The 15,466-nt window shown below is 42.5% G+C and carries 13 protein-coding genes; 9 read left to right on the forward strand and 4 right to left on the reverse strand.

The window, feature by feature from the left end; translation table 11 throughout:
• Positions 1-26 precede the first annotated feature (26 nt).
• From KFE26_RS18365 to KFE26_RS18375, 3 genes are read left to right on the forward strand one after another with little or no spacing between them, the layout of a single operon-like run.
• Positions 27-437 (forward strand): hypothetical protein, encoded by a 411-nt coding sequence (locus tag KFE26_RS18365; RefSeq protein ID WP_113939830.1) that lies wholly within the window; start codon positions 27-29, stop codon positions 435-437.
• A gap of 5 nt (positions 438-442) precedes the next feature.
• Entirely contained in the window at positions 443-1,012 is a 570-nt protein-coding gene (locus tag KFE26_RS18370; protein ID WP_106651483.1) for a class I SAM-dependent methyltransferase, read from the forward strand.
• A gap of 30 nt (positions 1,013-1,042) precedes the next feature.
• On the forward strand, positions 1,043-1,333 hold the full coding sequence (locus KFE26_RS18375) for a hypothetical protein (RefSeq protein WP_105250069.1): 291 nt from the start codon (positions 1,043-1,045) through the stop codon (positions 1,331-1,333).
• A gap of 83 nt (positions 1,334-1,416) precedes the next feature.
• On the opposite strand, the gene KFE26_RS18380 is transcribed toward KFE26_RS18375, so the two are convergent.
• Both KFE26_RS18380 and KFE26_RS18385 read right to left on the reverse strand, forming a co-directional pair.
• The gene (locus KFE26_RS18380) at positions 1,417-1,602 is read right to left on the reverse strand and encodes a hypothetical protein (protein WP_028759392.1); all 186 of its coding nucleotides are present in this window, start codon (positions 1,600-1,602) and stop codon (positions 1,417-1,419) included.
• Positions 1,603-1,775: 173 nt separating this feature from the next.
• Positions 1,776-3,752: a S9 family peptidase gene (locus KFE26_RS18385; protein ID WP_212601295.1), complete on the reverse strand. Its 1,977-nt coding sequence runs from the start codon at positions 3,750-3,752 to the stop codon at positions 1,776-1,778.
• 330 nt (positions 3,753-4,082) lie between these two features.
• Between KFE26_RS18385 and KFE26_RS18390 the strand changes: the two genes are divergently transcribed.
• Positions 4,083-6,860, forward strand: coding sequence for a TonB-dependent receptor domain-containing protein (locus tag KFE26_RS18390; RefSeq protein WP_198555537.1), 2,778 nt, complete (start codon positions 4,083-4,085; stop codon positions 6,858-6,860).
• 56 nt (positions 6,861-6,916) lie between these two features.
• Here KFE26_RS18390 and KFE26_RS18395 read toward each other — a convergent pair whose 3' ends face one another.
• Together KFE26_RS18395 and KFE26_RS18400 are read right to left on the reverse strand one after the other, a co-directional pair.
• Complete coding sequence (locus KFE26_RS18395; RefSeq protein WP_212601296.1) at positions 6,917-8,347, reverse strand: cytochrome C biosynthesis protein; 1,431 nt, start codon at positions 8,345-8,347, stop codon at positions 6,917-6,919.
• Positions 8,348-8,622: 275 nt separating this feature from the next.
• Complete coding sequence (locus KFE26_RS18400; RefSeq protein ID WP_212601297.1) at positions 8,623-9,048, reverse strand: organic hydroperoxide resistance protein; 426 nt, start codon at positions 9,046-9,048, stop codon at positions 8,623-8,625.
• Positions 9,049-9,187: 139 nt separating this feature from the next.
• Between KFE26_RS18400 and KFE26_RS18405 the strand changes: the two genes are divergently transcribed.
• From KFE26_RS18405 to KFE26_RS18425, 5 genes are all read left to right on the forward strand, one after another.
• The gene (locus tag KFE26_RS18405; protein WP_212601298.1) at positions 9,188-9,685 is read left to right on the forward strand and encodes a MarR family winged helix-turn-helix transcriptional regulator; all 498 of its coding nucleotides are present in this window, start codon (positions 9,188-9,190) and stop codon (positions 9,683-9,685) included.
• Positions 9,686-9,821: 136 nt separating this feature from the next.
• A complete protein-coding gene (locus tag KFE26_RS18410) occupies positions 9,822-10,997 on the forward strand; it encodes a glycerol-3-phosphate dehydrogenase/oxidase (protein ID WP_212601299.1) in 1,176 nt (391 codons plus the stop codon).
• Between the two features lie 109 nt (positions 10,998-11,106).
• On the forward strand, positions 11,107-12,279 hold the full coding sequence (gene rlmC, locus KFE26_RS18415) for a 23S rRNA (uracil(747)-C(5))-methyltransferase RlmC (RefSeq protein ID WP_212601300.1): 1,173 nt from the start codon (positions 11,107-11,109) through the stop codon (positions 12,277-12,279).
• Positions 12,280-12,479: 200 nt separating this feature from the next.
• Positions 12,480-13,628, forward strand: coding sequence for a chromate efflux transporter (chrA, locus tag KFE26_RS18420; RefSeq protein ID WP_212601301.1), 1,149 nt, complete (start codon positions 12,480-12,482; stop codon positions 13,626-13,628).
• Positions 13,629-13,755: 127 nt separating this feature from the next.
• On the forward strand, positions 13,756-15,420 hold the full coding sequence (locus KFE26_RS18425) for a methyl-accepting chemotaxis protein (protein ID WP_113939838.1): 1,665 nt from the start codon (positions 13,756-13,758) through the stop codon (positions 15,418-15,420).
• Positions 15,421-15,466 lie beyond the last annotated feature (46 nt).

Genomic DNA, 15,466 nt, shown 5'->3' on the forward strand with positions numbered 1-15,466 from the left:
ACGAAATTGATTCTTAAGGGGTTGTAATGCACAAACAAGGCATATCAGAAAAACGTTTTTGGTTTCAACGTTTGAGTAAAACCAGTTTAAGAGCATTACATATTTTAGGGATCGTTGGTGTTGGTGGTGGCATTTTATTAGATGTAAATAAAGTGCAATGGTTGAGTTATTGGTATCTCGCGATGACGACGGGCAGCATATTAATGTTATGGGAAATCGTAAGGGATTGGCGCTGGCTGATCCAGCTTAAGGGAGTGTTAACTTTAGTAAAAATAGGCTTGCTTGGCCTGTTTGTGCCGCTGGCTCATTACAAACCTGAGCTGTTAATCGTGATACTTTTTTTGTCAGTGATCGTGTCCCATGGTCCTGCAGGGCTCAGGCATTATTCTATTGTGCATCGTCGGCAAATTGACTCGAAAAAAGAAATTAAGGGCTAATTGATATGTCTGTAACCCATACGTCAACTTTAACGCCTGCCGCGTTAATCACAGAGTTCGCTTGGCCTAATCCATCTGTGTCTAACTTAGCCTTGAGTTGTTTCGATGGACTTAAGGTACTCGATCTCGCTTGCGGTTCTGGGCGTAATGGTTTGTGGTTTTTAGCGCGAGGGGCTGAAGTGACTTTTATCGATCGAGATTTGTCAGCCATGTCACACATTGATCAAGCTAATGCTTACAAATTACAAAGGGATTTAGAAGCTGAGGCTGGACCATTATTACCGGTTGAAGAGTACGATATTGTCTTAGTATTTAATTATCTGCATCGCCCATTACTGCCACAAATTGCTAAGGCGGTTAAGAGCACAGGCCTTATTGTCTATGAAACCTTTACAACGCAACAGGCGCAGATAGGTCGGCCACGCAACCCAGATTTCTTACTTACTGAAAATGAACTCAAATCAGTGTTTGCTAACTGGCAATCTTTACATTACTTTGAAGGTCGATTATGTGATCCGCAGTCCACTCAAAGCAGTTATAAAGCCCAGTTGATTGCGCGAAAACCTACAACGTAAATTTATTGATTGAGACTCAGAGGTCGTAGGATGTTTCCCTATCCAGAGCAATATCGCATTGCAACGCCGCCGTTGACGACCGCCTTTATGGTGGCGTGGGCTTTATTCAGTCACAGCTTATTTTCCGATGCAAACCCTGTCGCACTCTATCCGCTGTTAGCGCTATTTCCCTTGGTGATTGGATTACACTTATATTTGATTTTGTTAGCAAAAGGAATGGGGCGACTCGATCAGTGTTTCTATGCCTTAGTGCATATCCCACTGGCGTTTGTGGTGTGGACATTCACTATTATGCACGTGAATGGTAACGCTTTTTCTTAAATTCGCCTGACGTTTTAGAGAAAATAACAAAAAAAAGCGCCCTGATAATCAGAGCGCTTTTTTTGATTTTGTATTGCTAACAATTAGGCCGTGGTGTTGATGTTGTGGCCTGCATTGCCTACGGGTTTTGGCGCCGCAGCTGCAATTAAATCTACCGCGATTTTACCTTCGGCTTTTTGCTGCTCTTTTGCTAACTGAGCAACCTTAACGCCAATTGCACCATTTTCTAGATTTGGTGCGATAGCTTGGGTATTCAGTGAAATTGACATAACTAACCTCGATTGTAAGCTGGATCCCTTTATCGGCAAACCCACCGTTAACTTTAGTCGTTACACATGAATTTGCCAATCCTATCGTACTATCTATTTTTGCATGTTAATTTTTAATACTTTAAATGATTTCAATATGTTGAGTTAGTTCGCGTAAACTTGCTAACATATTTTTAGTTTAAATATTTTTTTAAAAAGTCAAGCATCTCAGTGTATAATTCTTTGCGGTTTTCTTCGTTATAGAATCCATGCCCTTCTGTTTTTTTCCATAACCATTTCGGTTCATTTCCTGTTTTTACTAGGGCATCTCGCATCACATGAGCGTTTTCATAATGTGCCTGCTCATCACGGCCGCCATGCACAATGAATACTCCGGCTTTAATTTTGCTTGCATTATAGGCGGGAGAATGTTTTTTCATTGTTTCTTCTGAACCCCCAAAAGCTTGTTCCATATAGCGTTTACCCCAACCCAATCGTTCAGCAACATTGCCTTTATTGAACATGAGTGGTAGATCGTATACCCCAACATATCCAATTGCGCACTTATAAAGGTCGGGTTCTTTAACCACACCCATGAGAGCGGCATATCCGCCGTAACTTGATCCGGAGATACAAATTTTATCCTTATTAGCGAAGCCTTCTTTAATTGCCCATAGTGTTGCATCGGTCAGGTCATCTTGCATTGCACCACCCCATTGTCCGTAACCACTATCTTCAAACTCACGTCCATATCCGCCAGAACCTCGAAAATTTACCTGAAGTACACTGTATCCTGCACTCGCATATACCTGTACTTCATCATCAAAAAACCAATAGTCACGAGGACCATGTGGGCCCCCATGTGGATGGATAATTAAAGGCAAATTTTCAGCTTTGGCACCCAGTGGTATGGTTAAATAACCATGAATTGTTAAGCCATCACGAGTAACAAAATTTATCGGAGTTTTATGAGACATTTTTTGCTCATCTATCCAAGGGCGAGAGGCTGTGAGGAAAGACACTTTTTTAGTCTCTCTATCGTAAAGATAAAATTTACCTGGATTAACATCGGAGTAACTTTCAATCACCCAGCTTTTGTTATCAGCTGTCTTAGAGGTAATATGTAAATAATCATTTGGAAATGCTCGTTGTAGCCCGCGATACTCTTTGGCTAGTTCTGAATTTTCATCAAAAAATATAACTTCAGGTCTTCCATTATGAATAATGGCCCCTACCACTTCTCTTATACGTTTACCTGTTTCAGATGTATATACATTTATAAATGGTTGAGCATCAACTATATCATTTCGGTACATTAACTCTCGTTCACCTGTACTTAACTTGATTCTATATATGCCTAAAGTACTTTTCTCTATGTTATCAGAGGTAAATATGAACTGGTTATCTGCACTAAATCCAATAACATTACTGGACCCTGTCGAGCTGGTTCTAACCATATTTGACAACGATAAAGCTTTCCATGCATTTTGATCAACATTGCTTTCTCGAATATAGGTAATTATTTCTCCAGCACCCTCCGATTTTAACAGTCCTTTTCTTTCTGTTTTCATGGACTGGCTCACTCGCCATTGATCATTATTATCTAAAAAAATCGATGCATTTTCAAATTTAGCTTTTTCAATTAATTGACGTTTCCCAGTATAGATATTCACTTTATAAAGGTTAGAGTATTGTTTTTTTTCTAAATTAGACGATATCAAAATGTTATCGCGTTCATCCATTAGTAGGCTCTCAACCTGCGCACCTGAGTAATCTTTATTCCTCACTCCAAATAATTGTATTTTACTTGAACAGTCTGCATTGCCTGAAAATAGCTCACCAGTCAAAAATGGAGTCGCATACTGTCCTGATTGGGTTGAGATTGTCATTACTACTCGTTCTTCATTTGCCCACCAAAACTCCATGACTGACTCTTCTTCACCAAAAAAAAAGTTACAAACTACTTTTTGATTGCTTTTATTGATAATCGCTAATCTTTTATGATTTTTATACGGATAAGTCGCGGCTAAGAAATCACCTTTAGGAGATATTTTAATCGCATTAAACATACTGTGCTTGGCGAGATCGTGTGCGTTTGTCGCGGCTAATGCATTAAGCCCACTTCCTAATATTAAACCAAGAAAAATCAGTATTTTTGTCATGTTAATCATATGGATCTCCATCGATAGAATCTATTTCTACTTACTTCGTTTGATAACTGGCAGTACTCTCGCGCAATTACATTGACAGACGAACAGAGTATTACTCATTAATCAGCTGTTTGAACTGTTACGTCTCAACAGCTTACTATAACTTCATTTGTTTTTTTTGCCTTAAAACACACTTAATGGCAACATATTTTAAACATTAAGTTCAAAATATTTACATGAGGTGGTCTTTGCTATACCTTACATATGATTGCAAGGAATATGCAATTTTCACATAAAATCATCCGTCTGGTAACATTTTTACGTGTTATTAACAGCCGTTTTGGAGAATGTATGTATAAGACAACACTGCTTTGTAAAGCAATACAACTAGGCCTATTTACCGCTTCGATTTCTATTGCCAGCCACGCGTGGGCTGCAGAAGAAAAAGATGCTCAAACCAAAAATGAGAAAATTGAGCGTGTAGAGGTTACTGGTAGTCGAATTAATAGAACTGATTTAGAAAATGCTCAGCCCGTTGTTGTGTTAACCGCTGAAGATATGAAAAATGAGGGTTTTACAACGGCGTTCGATGCAATCCAAAGTATTTCTCAAAATACAGGAACAGCACAGGGTAACGAGTGGGGGGCGCAAGGTGGTTTTACACCAAATGCTGATGTAATCAATTTACGTGGTTTTGGGCCTGGCTATACCCTTGTTCTTCTCAATGGTCGACGTATTGCTGAAAACCCTACGCCCTATAATGGGCAAAGTAATTTTGTGAATTTAAGTGGCATTCCATTTTCTGCGGTAGAGCGAATTGAAATTCTGACTCAAGGTGCATCAGCTATTTACGGTTCAGATGCTGTTGCTGGTGTTGTAAACATTATTTTGAAAAAGGATATAGATTCAACAACTGTGACTGCTATGTATGGTATTACACCAGAAGGTGGTGGTGCTCAAAATCGGTTTAGTCTTACCTCTGGCAGTACAGGGTCTGATTATTCAATTGGGGGAACCATTGAGTATTATAAACAAGATCCGATTTATTCTCATGAGCGGGATTATATGGATTCTGTTGATGATAACCCTGCCGGTGCGACTCCTCTTTCTCGAGGGATTTTATTGCTTGATAATTTTACTGGTAAGTATAGAGATCCTGGCGAACAAGGATGTGTAGATTCTGGTTCTGGATATGAATATGCGGATCGTAATGGTTTTGGTAAGTATTGTGGTGTTGATACTACAGGTGACAATACGATTCGAAATGAACGTGAAACCTTAACCGGTTATTTGTTTGGTACATACGACATCAACGATCATATGCAACTCTTTGCTGATACTATGTATTCAACAATAGATTCTGCAGTTTATGGTTCTCGTCACTTTTATAGTGAGAATTTGCTATTAAATACTCCTGATGGTTCTGGTAATTTCGGAGGAACCCGAGATTATGTATTGGCACAGAGGATTTTTAGTTTTGATGAGTTAGGCCAACGTAACACTCTATTTGATGAGCAGAGTTATAATGTCACTGTTGGTATTAAAGGTGATATTGATACAGCCTATAACTGGCAAGTGTATTACTCGGAGAGTCGTTATGATTACGAGAGTAGCCGAGATTGGATGAAGGAAGAAAAAGTCACCGAACTATTTCTAGGTGAAATAGATAATCCATATGGTCTTTATAATGGTGATGCTCCCGTAGGATTGTATGACAAAATTACACCAGAGATTCGGGACCAGTTACTTGGAACACAAGTTATTTTAGCTGATTCGTATGCTAGAACTTTATCTGCTGAAATTAATGGTGATTTATTCGAATTACCATCCGGTCCTATTGGATTTGCTGCTCTTATTGAATATAACAAGCAAGGCTATGATCTTAAACAGGATGACCGTACATTAAATACTGAAGGCAACGGATGGCAAGGCTTAACGGGTACGGAAGGTGGTGGCGATCGCAGTCGTTATGCTGCAGGTCTTGAGCTTCTGATCCCTGTGATTGAAGACTTAGATCTTGGTGTTGCAGCCCGCTACGATCAGTATGACGATGGCACTACCGAAGTTGGTGGTCGTTTAACCCCATCAATTACTATGACATATAAAGCTATGGATGAGTTAAAGTTCCGTGCAAACTGGGGGCAAAGCTTTAGAGCTCCAGATATGCACTATGTCTTTGCTGGTGATTCAGGCTACTTCACTACTGCGTATGACTATATTGATTGTCGTGTAAACGATCACGATGATGACCCTAATTTTGTACCGAGTCCAAGTGCTTGTGAAACGACATCTTTAAAAGGTAATCGTTCTGGTAGTAAAACGTTAGAAGAAGAGAAGGGAACAAACTGGGGCGTGGGGGTAATTGCTGAACCAGTGAAAGATCTTAGCTTAACTTTTGATTATTATAATATCAGTTTGAAAGATATTATTTCTGATGAAAGCGAACAAGATATATTAGATCTTGAATATGATTGTAAATATGGGCGAAATGGTAAAGACCCGTCTAGCAGTGAATGTACTAACAATGCAGCAAAAGTAGTTAGGGCTGCAGCGGGTGCTCCGAATGCTGGAGATATTGAAACTATTGTGGTTAATCCTGAAAACAAAGCACTCTATGAACAGAGTGGTTTAGATGCTAAGTTATTTTATACTTTAGATACTGAGTATGGAGACTTTGGCGTTCAATTAGGATGGACTCATATTTTAAGTACAAAATATCAAGTGGATTCTGCATCTTCTATTCAAGAGTTGCGTGATGATAAAGATAATTATGAGCCTAGATCTAAAACTAACTTAGTCTTGACTTGGCAATACCAAGACTGGTCCGTTGCTGTTCGTGGCGATAGAATTGGTGAAATTCCACTTTGGGAGCAACCTGCCGAAAACTACGATGATGAAACTGGCGATGTCATTAAAGTAGACCGTTTGAATCCTTACTACACGGTTAACATGAGTGTTGGCTATGATTTTACTGATAATTTGAAAGTATTAATTAGTGGTGAGAATATTTTCAATCAACGCCCTGAAGTAGATGTTACCCATGATGAATGGCCATTCTTTAACAGCTTCTCGTACCCTGGTGCCGCGATTGGCTCTGCTTATCGTGCAGAAATAAGTTATAAATTCTAAACAATAAAAAGTGATAGCACTTGTGCTATCACTTTTTTTAGAAGTATTTTTGTCTATCAGCTTTTGGTCATGAGGTATTTTCGACTTAGAACGATAATCGCTGTGGCAATGAGCGAGCCTAAAATCAATCCAAGTGCCAGGCTCACATTTTGCAGTGCTGTTGGGTCAATAACCAGTGCGATACCCATACCCAACATCATCACGCCTGACATAAGTTTCAGGGTTTGGCCTTCTTTTTCGGTCAACTTACGTTTGCCTAAGGTCGCACTGAAAACGATAACAATAATAGCTAGCGGGATCACATATACAATATTGTATAAAACCAGATACATATAGCGTTCAATGTCTGGCAGATTGTGCATAGATAGCACACTGGTGTAGATCATTGGGAAGCCTGCGGTGCAAAGTAATTCATAGGCGTTGGCGAGGATAGCTAATACGGTAGAACCTATGAGTAACGCGCCTAAGTTACTGGAATTGGATAGTTTCCCCATGCGTTTTATCAGACTCGTACGATTTTCTGCCGACATCGATAGTGTCACTTCTCCCTTAGTAAAGAAGTAATCTTTGATATTGATGACACCAGCGATCAAAGCTAAACAACCCGCTGCTAAAATGATCATACCGCCATCACTGCCTGCCCCCAGCAGTTGGAAGATGTTTAGCCATGCTGTCATAAACAGGAAATAGATAAAGCCGGAGAAGAATACGAAAATCCCGCCGACGAGTAACATGCGGCTGCGACTCTTGGCATTAACCATTATCGACAGTAAAAATAGCAACACAAAGAAGGCACAAGGGTTAAAAGCATCGACACCTGCGAGCACTAAGGTGAGTAACGGCAGAGACATAGTCTCAGGTGTCACTACTCCCACTAAAGGTAATTCAACGGGTTGAACTTCTGGCTCTGCAACGGGCTCGCTTAAGCTGGTGGCATCACAGGTACCTTCGCCAGTATCTGTGCCACAAGTGCCAAAGAGCGGTGCATCTGTTTGAGCGCTTGTGGTTGTGCTGGTGGCTCCTTTGGTGGGGAGGTCAGCGTCGCTCAGTTTACCGCCAAGGGATAAATAACAATTCTTCAGTCGATTGACTAAAAACTCACCCGTTACCGCTTCACTTGAATATCCCACAATGGCCTTTTCACAACTTGCCATATAGGGTACTGAGCGTGCTTCTGTACTGGTTTTGGAGGCGATATTTTGCCAAATATCCTGTACGCCAGGATCTGACACCCTATGGGATTCGAGTTCTATCCAAGGGTATTTTTGCGGTAATGAATCAATGAAGGGATGGGCCTCTGCACAGTGCGGACAGGTTTTTGACCAAAAGAAATACAGCTTAATTTTGAGCTCACCCTGATCATTCACATAATGCCACGTTCGATCCGCTGAGCTTGAGGGTGTTGTCTCGGCCCAGCTCGGGATAGAAAAGGCAAAGAGGAATAATAGCGAGCAAAAGAGAGATAATTTCGATAGATATTTTGTCATAGCGCCTCCCACAGAGAGTGGGTTTAAGTATCGTCAAACGGTTCGATTATCTCTTACTCTACTTAAATCAATCATTTTGATTAAATTAGATATTAAGAAGTGTTAGTTAACTCGCGAATAATAATTTTTTGGGAACTGAAACCAGTTTATCTCCCTGTGAAATGGTGTGATGCACATTCACTCTCAGCTTGAGTCGTTATTGGCTAATAAAGAATAAAGCACCCGAGGGTGCTCTATTTCTGACGTTATCAACAGGTGTCGATGATGGGTTATGGTTAGCCTAACGTTACGCCATTTACGCTAAGTTTCACGTCGATATTATTGCGCGTGGCGTTCGAGTACGGACAAACTTGATGTGCATGACGCACTAGGGCTTCTGCGGCTTCTTGCGGTAAATCTAAGCTAACTTCTAAGGCAACCGCTAATGCAAAACCGCCGACATCATTGGCACCTATGCCGACAACCGCACTGACTGGCGCTTCGGTAATATCCACTTTGCCGATTTTTGCGACATGCAAAACGGCGTTTGAGAAACAGGCGGCATAACCTGCGGCAAACAGTTGTTCAGGATTCGTGGCGAGACCGCTACCGCCCATGGCTTTTGGATAGGCTAAAGCGACATTCAGTAAACCATCATCAGTGCTGACTTGACCTTGACGACCCGCTTTTGCTGTGGCACGTGTTTCATAAAGTGTTTTCATAGTATTAGACCTTCTGAGGTTAAGGATTAAGTAAATCGATTTAAATTGTGCACAATTCAATTGTGATAAACTATAATTCGATCTTTGGTGTGAATGCAAGTATATTGTGCGCAATATATTTAATTTGTCGGATCTTCCTATGGCAACAACTCAACCCAACACCCGTGTTAATACTGTCGATATGGCCGAAAATGCCAGCACAGAGAATGCTTTATGTCTTGAGAATCAAGTGTGCTTCTCACTTTATAGTGCTGCAAATGCTATGGTGCGTGCCTATCGGCCTTTGTTGGACAAATTAGATCTAACCTATCCGCAGTACTTAGTCATGCTAGTGCTATGGGAAGAGCAGGGGATTAGTGTCAAAACCTTAGGCGATAAACTTTTCCTCGATTCAGGCACGTTAACGCCATTGCTGAAGCGACTAGAATCTAAAGGATTAGTGACTCGCGGTCGTAGCGAGCAGGATGAACGCGTGAGAGTGCTGGCCTTAACGCCTGCAGGACTTTCCCTTAAAACGCAGGCCAGTGAAATCCCTCATTTAATGCGTTGCAAAGTCGGCGGCGAGGCGAGCGAACTAAAAGCCTTAAAGACTATGTGCGATCAAGCACTTAAGCAATTACATGCCAGTATTGATTAAACTCTTATCGTCGAGATTTGATCTAAGATTAACTTATTGACATATTAACGCTTATTAGCGGTTCGACTGAGTGTAATGGGTTGTATGCTTGAGGCTCAGCGGGTCAGTCGTCTATTGAAGGTAGCGAGAGTAAGTTATGGCCTGTTTCGATGTAGCCATTATTGGCGGTGGGATCAGCGGTGTCGGCATTGCCCAATATGCTGCAGCAGCGGGCTATTCCACCTTGCTGATTGAAAAGGGCGAAATTGGCGGCCAAACCTCTGCTAATTCCAGCAAGCTTATCCACGGTGGTTTACGCTATTTAGAAACCGGACAAATTAATTTAGTCCGTAAGTCATTGCTTGAAAGGCGACATTTACTCAATCTTGCGCCATCACTTGTTAAAGCTGTGCCTTTTTATATTCCCGTGTACGACAACAGTCAGCGCAGTCCTTGGACCATTCGCGCTGGACTGAGTATGTATGCACTGCTGAGTGAATTTGATCCTTTAGGCCAATTTGTGTCAGTACCTGCTGTGCATTGGCATCGTTTCAAGGGATTAAAACTCTCTGGATTAAAAGCCGTATTTCAGTACTGGGATGCGCAGACCGACGATAAACTATTAACTCAAGCGGTGGCGCGTAGCGCGCAGGCACTGGGCGCTGAAGTCTATGCCGAGGCTGAATTTCTTGAGTTGGAACACAAGCGCGAGACCTGTGAGCTGAGTTTTAGCCACAGGGGCGAAATCCATAAAGCCGAAGCGAAGCTTGTGATTAATGCTGCAGGTCCTTGGGTAAATGCTGTTTTAAGCAAAGTCTTGCCCCCACTTGCGGGTGTTGAACTCGATTGGGTACAAGGCGCCCATGTGTTACTGGATATTCCTGCGCCCGATGGCATCTTGTACTTAGAGTCATGCTTCGATAAACGGGTAATATTTGTGATGCCTTGGTATGGTCAAACCTTAGTCGGCACCACAGAAACTGAATTAACTTCTTTAGATAAGCCGCCTGAGGCGACCGAATCTGAAATTAATTATCTGCTGGGGATCTACAAACATTATTTCCCACTAACGCCGGATATTGATGAGCTCAAGGCGCTAATAACCAAAACTTTCTGTGGTATTCGGGTCTTGCCTAAGCAAAATAGCCAAGCCTTTGAGCGACCGCGGGATACCTTGATGAAAACATCAATTTCCCATCCGCGAATACTCAGTTTATACGGCGGTAAGTTAACGACGTTTCGCAGTACCTCGGCAGAAGTGCTTGAATGGATTGAAAAGGCCATAGGTAAGCGGCAGTCTATTGCTGATGTTGATAAACTCACCCTATCTTGAGTGCGCCGAGAATTATGCACTTGATGCTGATTTGAATATGCTTCAAGGTGATTTTTACCTGTAAAACCGCTACAGTGTGGCGCTTTTTTACTGATATCTAGGATCTGCCGTGAGTGCTGCTATTGTAAATACCATCAAGCAATGTGGTTATTTTAACCAAGGTTTGTGCCTTTCTTGCCGGCATATACAACAGCCTATGGTGCAGCAAGTGGCGGTTAAGACTCAAACTTTACAGCAACTACTTGCGCCTTTTATCCCAGCTAATTTGCCCGATATTTTTCAGCCGCCGGTAATTGGCGAGGACAGCGGCTTTCGTAATAAAGCTAAAATGGTGGCCTTAGGCGCCGCCCATGCGCCTGTGCTGGGGATTGTGAGCCCAAGTGGCGAGGCGGTAGATCTTTGTGACTGCCTTTTATATCCATCTGATATGCAAGATTTATTACATCGCTTAACACGCTTTGTGCAGCAGGCAGGACTTCCTCCTTATCGGGTAGATAGAGCCAAGGGTGAACTTAAATTTATTCTGCTGACCCGCAGTCAAGTGCGTGGTGAATATCTATTGCGGTTTGTACTGCGGTCCACCAATAGTATCGAACGTATCGAACGTGAATTACCTGCATTATTAGCTGAATATCCGCAAATAAAAGTGGTGTCAGTCAATATCCAACCGGTTCATATGGCAATACTTGAGGGGGATGAAGAGATTTTCTTAACTGAGAATACTAGGCTTGAAGAACGTTTTAATCATGTGCCTTTGTTCATTCGGCCTAAGAGTTTTTTCCAAACCAATCCACACGTTGCGGCTCAGTTATATCAAACGGCCCGTGAATGGGTTGCCGAGTTTTCACCTCATTCGTTATGGGATCTCTTCTGTGGTGTAGGCGGTTTCGGACTGCACTGTGCATCCAAAGACATTACCCTCACAGGGATTGAAATTGAAGCTGAAGCGATTGCCTGCGCGCAAATGTCAGCGCAAATGATGGGGCTCGAAAACGTGCAATTTATGGCGCTCGATTCCACCGACTTTGCTAAGGGTAAAAGCGCTGCCGATAAGCCGGATTTGATCATAGTTAATCCGCCGAGGCGCGGTATTGGCGAGGCGCTATGCCAGTCATTAAGCGAGTTTGCCCCTAAGGCCATTCTCTATTCAAGCTGTAATCCGCAAACCTTAGCGAAAGATCTCGAACATATTCAAGGCTATCACTTAACCAAAGTGCAGCTATTTGATTTATTCCCCCACACGGATCACTTCGAAGTACTAGTCATGTTGGTGAAGGATTAATTTTTTAGCTCATCAATTTATCACTAAGCATTTGTGTTCACTCGCTTTACGACTCTTGAAGTCCGCTCAAACAATCATAAGGACTCTACCATGTAGAGTCTTTGCAATACTTTTATCTGCGCTGCTCGCGTGAAACTTCATCAAAGTGTCTTTTTAGTGGCATAATCTTCAGCACTTTATGCATTGATGGACGGCGATTTATGCTACAGATTTTCCTACGCTTTTTTACCTTGGGCTTGATGAGTTTTGGCGGGCCTGCGGCGCACATTGGTTATTTTCGCCAGACCTTCGTAAATGAACTCGGTTGGCTCGATGATAAGCGTTACGCCAGTCTGGTTGCCTTAAGCCAATTTATGCCGGGGCCAGGGTCGAGCCAAGTGGGTTTTGCCATTGGTTATCAAAGAGGCGGGCTTGTTGGCGCGCTTGCTGCTTTTGCCGGTTTTACACTACCTTCCTTTATTTTGATGTACTTACTGGCGGTAACAACGTCGGCTTGGCTCGCCAATCATTATGTTCAAGGGATGATTTATGGGCTTAAATTAATGGCCGTCGTTGTGGTTGCCGATGCTGTTCTCGCCATGTTTAAACAGTTCTGCCAACGCAAATCCGCACGCCTATTAATGTTAGTCAGTACTGCTGCAATTTTGATTGCGCCATCTATGTGGACGCAAATCCTTTTGTTACTTGGCGCCGCCACTATCGGCATCTATAAATTGACTGCGAGCCAAGATGACACAGTAGCGCTGGCACCGATTCGATTGAATTACTTCTATTTGTTGCTCTTTTTCGTGTTGCTCATCGGCAGTTTTTTTATCGTGGATTTAGGCTCTGAAGCTTGGATCTTCGGTGAGTTTTATCGTGTAGGGAGCTTAGTATTTGGTGGTGGTCATGTCGTACTACCTCTGCTAGAAACAGCGGTGGGCGATACCATAGGTGGCGATCGTTTTCTGACAGGTTATGCCTTTGCCCAAGCAGTGCCAGGACCTATGTTTACCTTTGCGACCTTTTTAGGCGCTGAAGTGATGTTAGATAAGCCCTTCATGGGGGCTTGCATCGCAACAGCAGCCATTTTCTTACCCGGTTTTTTACTCATGCTGGTGGGGTTGAAAAGTTGGCATGCGATTGCCGCAAGACCAAAAATTGCTGGTGCGATAGCGGGAGTGAATGCTTGTGTTGTTGGCTTACTTGCCGCAGCACTTTATCAACCCGTGTTTTCTCAGGCGGTATTCTCAGGTAAAGATATGGCCTTGGTATTGCTCGGTTTTGGTGCATTAAAGTTATTTAAACCACCCATGCTACAACTGGTATTAGGCTTTAGTGTATGTGGTGTGCTGCTTAATATGCTTTGAACTGAGTCGTTATTAATCGAATGTTTATTGAGCAAGATTAAGATTTTGTTACTTTAAGCGCATAGAAATACAACAATCTTAGCTATACTCCGAAGATACAAGTTGTAATCCTTTGGAGCATTCAAGTATGTCTAAGTTGAGTTTGCGCAATAAATTATTATTGCTATCGCTATTTCCTTTGATCCTCGCATTATTGGTGTTGATGTCGGTTTCTTATTATGTCGAGCAAAATGCGCTTGCCGATGAGGTGGTTACCTTTAGATCTAAGCTCGTCGGTGAACGTAAACAACAAATTAAAGAAGCTACCGAAATTGCCGCTGGTATAGTGAATTACCAATTATCGTTAAAAGAACAAGGGAATGTGAATCAAGCGCTAAGAGACATACGTTTTGGCAGTGCGGGTTATTTCTTCATGTATGACTCTCAAGGGAAAAATATTTTTCATGCCCTAATACCGAGTTTAGAAGGGCAAAATAAAATGGATATGACAGATCCTCGCGGCACTAAAATTATCGTCGGTCTGCTCGATGCCGCTAAACGTGGCGATGGTAGTTTTTCCTATTACTATCAAAAACCTAATACTAATGAACAGATTGAAAAAATCAGTTACGCCATGATGATCCCTGGTACTGACTGGATGTTAGGTACTGGGGCATATATCGATGATATTGAAGCTGTTGTTGAAGATTATCGCGAGACAGTGACTGAGCAAATGGCAGAAAAATCCTTCGCGATTTTGCTGATAGCGCTTTTCCTTACGGGTATTACTGGCTTTATCATTATGATTGCCGCCCACCGTATGGTCGTGCCAATCAAGAATATGGCCGATAACTTAAATGATATTGCTAAGGGCGAAGGGGATTTAACCAAGCGACTTACCGTAAAAGGTGAAGACGAAATTGCCCAACTTGGGCGCTCCTTTAACCTCTTTGTCGATAAACTTCAGCATATTATCGGCGATGTTGCGACTGCGACGGCAAAAGTAAAAACGGCAGCCAATGCGATTCATGATCAAACTAAAGTCATGTCGAGCCAGTTGGTGAGTCATAACAATGAAACCGATCAGGTGGTGACTGCAATCACTGAGATGTCCTCCACTGCGAACGAAGTGGCTAAGAATACCACTCAAGTAGCCGAAGCGACTCACGCTGCTACTGGTGATGTGGCAAATGCTCAGCGCTGTGTTGATGCTTCGCTTGAGGAGATTGCGTCTTTAATGTCGCAAATCAACAATGCGGCAGGCAGTATAAAATCACTCAGCGAGCAATCACAGAAGATCAACAGCGTGCTTTCTGTCATTGGCGGTATTGCCGAGCAAACTAATCTATTGGCATTGAACGCCGCCATCGAAGCGGCCCGTGCTGGTGAACAGGGTCGTGGATTTGCTGTGGTCGCCGACGAGGTGCGTAATTTAGCCAGTCGAACTCAAGCCAGCACGTTAGAAATCAACGAGATGTTATCGGCACTGCATAAGCTAGTGACCCAAGCCGTGAAAGCCATGGAAGAGAGTCAGCAAAGCTGTGTACGTTCGGTGGATTCTTCTCGCACGATTTCCGATAGTTTAGGTTCAGTCACTTCAGCGGTAACGGCGATTAATGATATGAGTACCCAAATTGCGGCCGCGGCGACAGAGCAAAGCTCAGTAACCGAAGAAATTAACCGTAACGTGTATGCCATCCAAGAGATTGTAAACGAGCTGCTTCATTCCAGCGAAGATGCCGCTAGGATCAGTATGACAGTCTCGGAAGAAGGCATTAACTTGGGCAAGTTAGTGGGCCAGTTTAAGATTTAATTGCAGCAATCTTGATTAAAAACGGGAGACTTAAAGTCTCCCGTTT

The sequence above is a fragment of the Shewanella sp. M16 genome, from assembly GCF_018224605.1.
GTDB classification, from domain to species: domain Bacteria; phylum Pseudomonadota; class Gammaproteobacteria; order Enterobacterales; family Shewanellaceae; genus Shewanella; species Shewanella oncorhynchi.

Coding starts and splice junctions, on each gene's coding strand:
- KFE26_RS18400 (WP_212601297.1), bottom strand. CDS start 9,048: ATGAAAACACTTTATGAAACACGTGCCACAGCAAAAGCGGGTCGTCAA.
- KFE26_RS18395 (WP_212601296.1), bottom strand. CDS start 8,347: ATGACAAAATATCTATCGAAATTATCTCTCTTTTGCTCGCTATTATTC.
- KFE26_RS18375 (WP_105250069.1), top strand. CDS start 1,043: ATGTTTCCCTATCCAGAGCAATATCGCATTGCAACGCCGCCGTTGACG.
- KFE26_RS18385 (WP_212601295.1), bottom strand. CDS start 3,752: ATGATTAACATGACAAAAATACTGATTTTTCTTGGTTTAATATTAGGA.
- KFE26_RS18405 (WP_212601298.1), top strand. CDS start 9,188: ATGGCAACAACTCAACCCAACACCCGTGTTAATACTGTCGATATGGCC.
- KFE26_RS18410 (WP_212601299.1), top strand. CDS start 9,822: ATGGCCTGTTTCGATGTAGCCATTATTGGCGGTGGGATCAGCGGTGTC.
- KFE26_RS18425 (WP_113939838.1), top strand. CDS start 13,756: ATGTCTAAGTTGAGTTTGCGCAATAAATTATTATTGCTATCGCTATTT.
- KFE26_RS18370 (WP_106651483.1), top strand. CDS start 443: ATGTCTGTAACCCATACGTCAACTTTAACGCCTGCCGCGTTAATCACA.
- KFE26_RS18390 (WP_198555537.1), top strand. CDS start 4,083: ATGTATAAGACAACACTGCTTTGTAAAGCAATACAACTAGGCCTATTT.
- chrA (WP_212601301.1), top strand. CDS start 12,480: ATGCTACAGATTTTCCTACGCTTTTTTACCTTGGGCTTGATGAGTTTT.
- KFE26_RS18380 (WP_028759392.1), bottom strand. CDS start 1,602: ATGTCAATTTCACTGAATACCCAAGCTATCGCACCAAATCTAGAAAAT.
- KFE26_RS18365 (WP_113939830.1), top strand. CDS start 27: ATGCACAAACAAGGCATATCAGAAAAACGTTTTTGGTTTCAACGTTTG.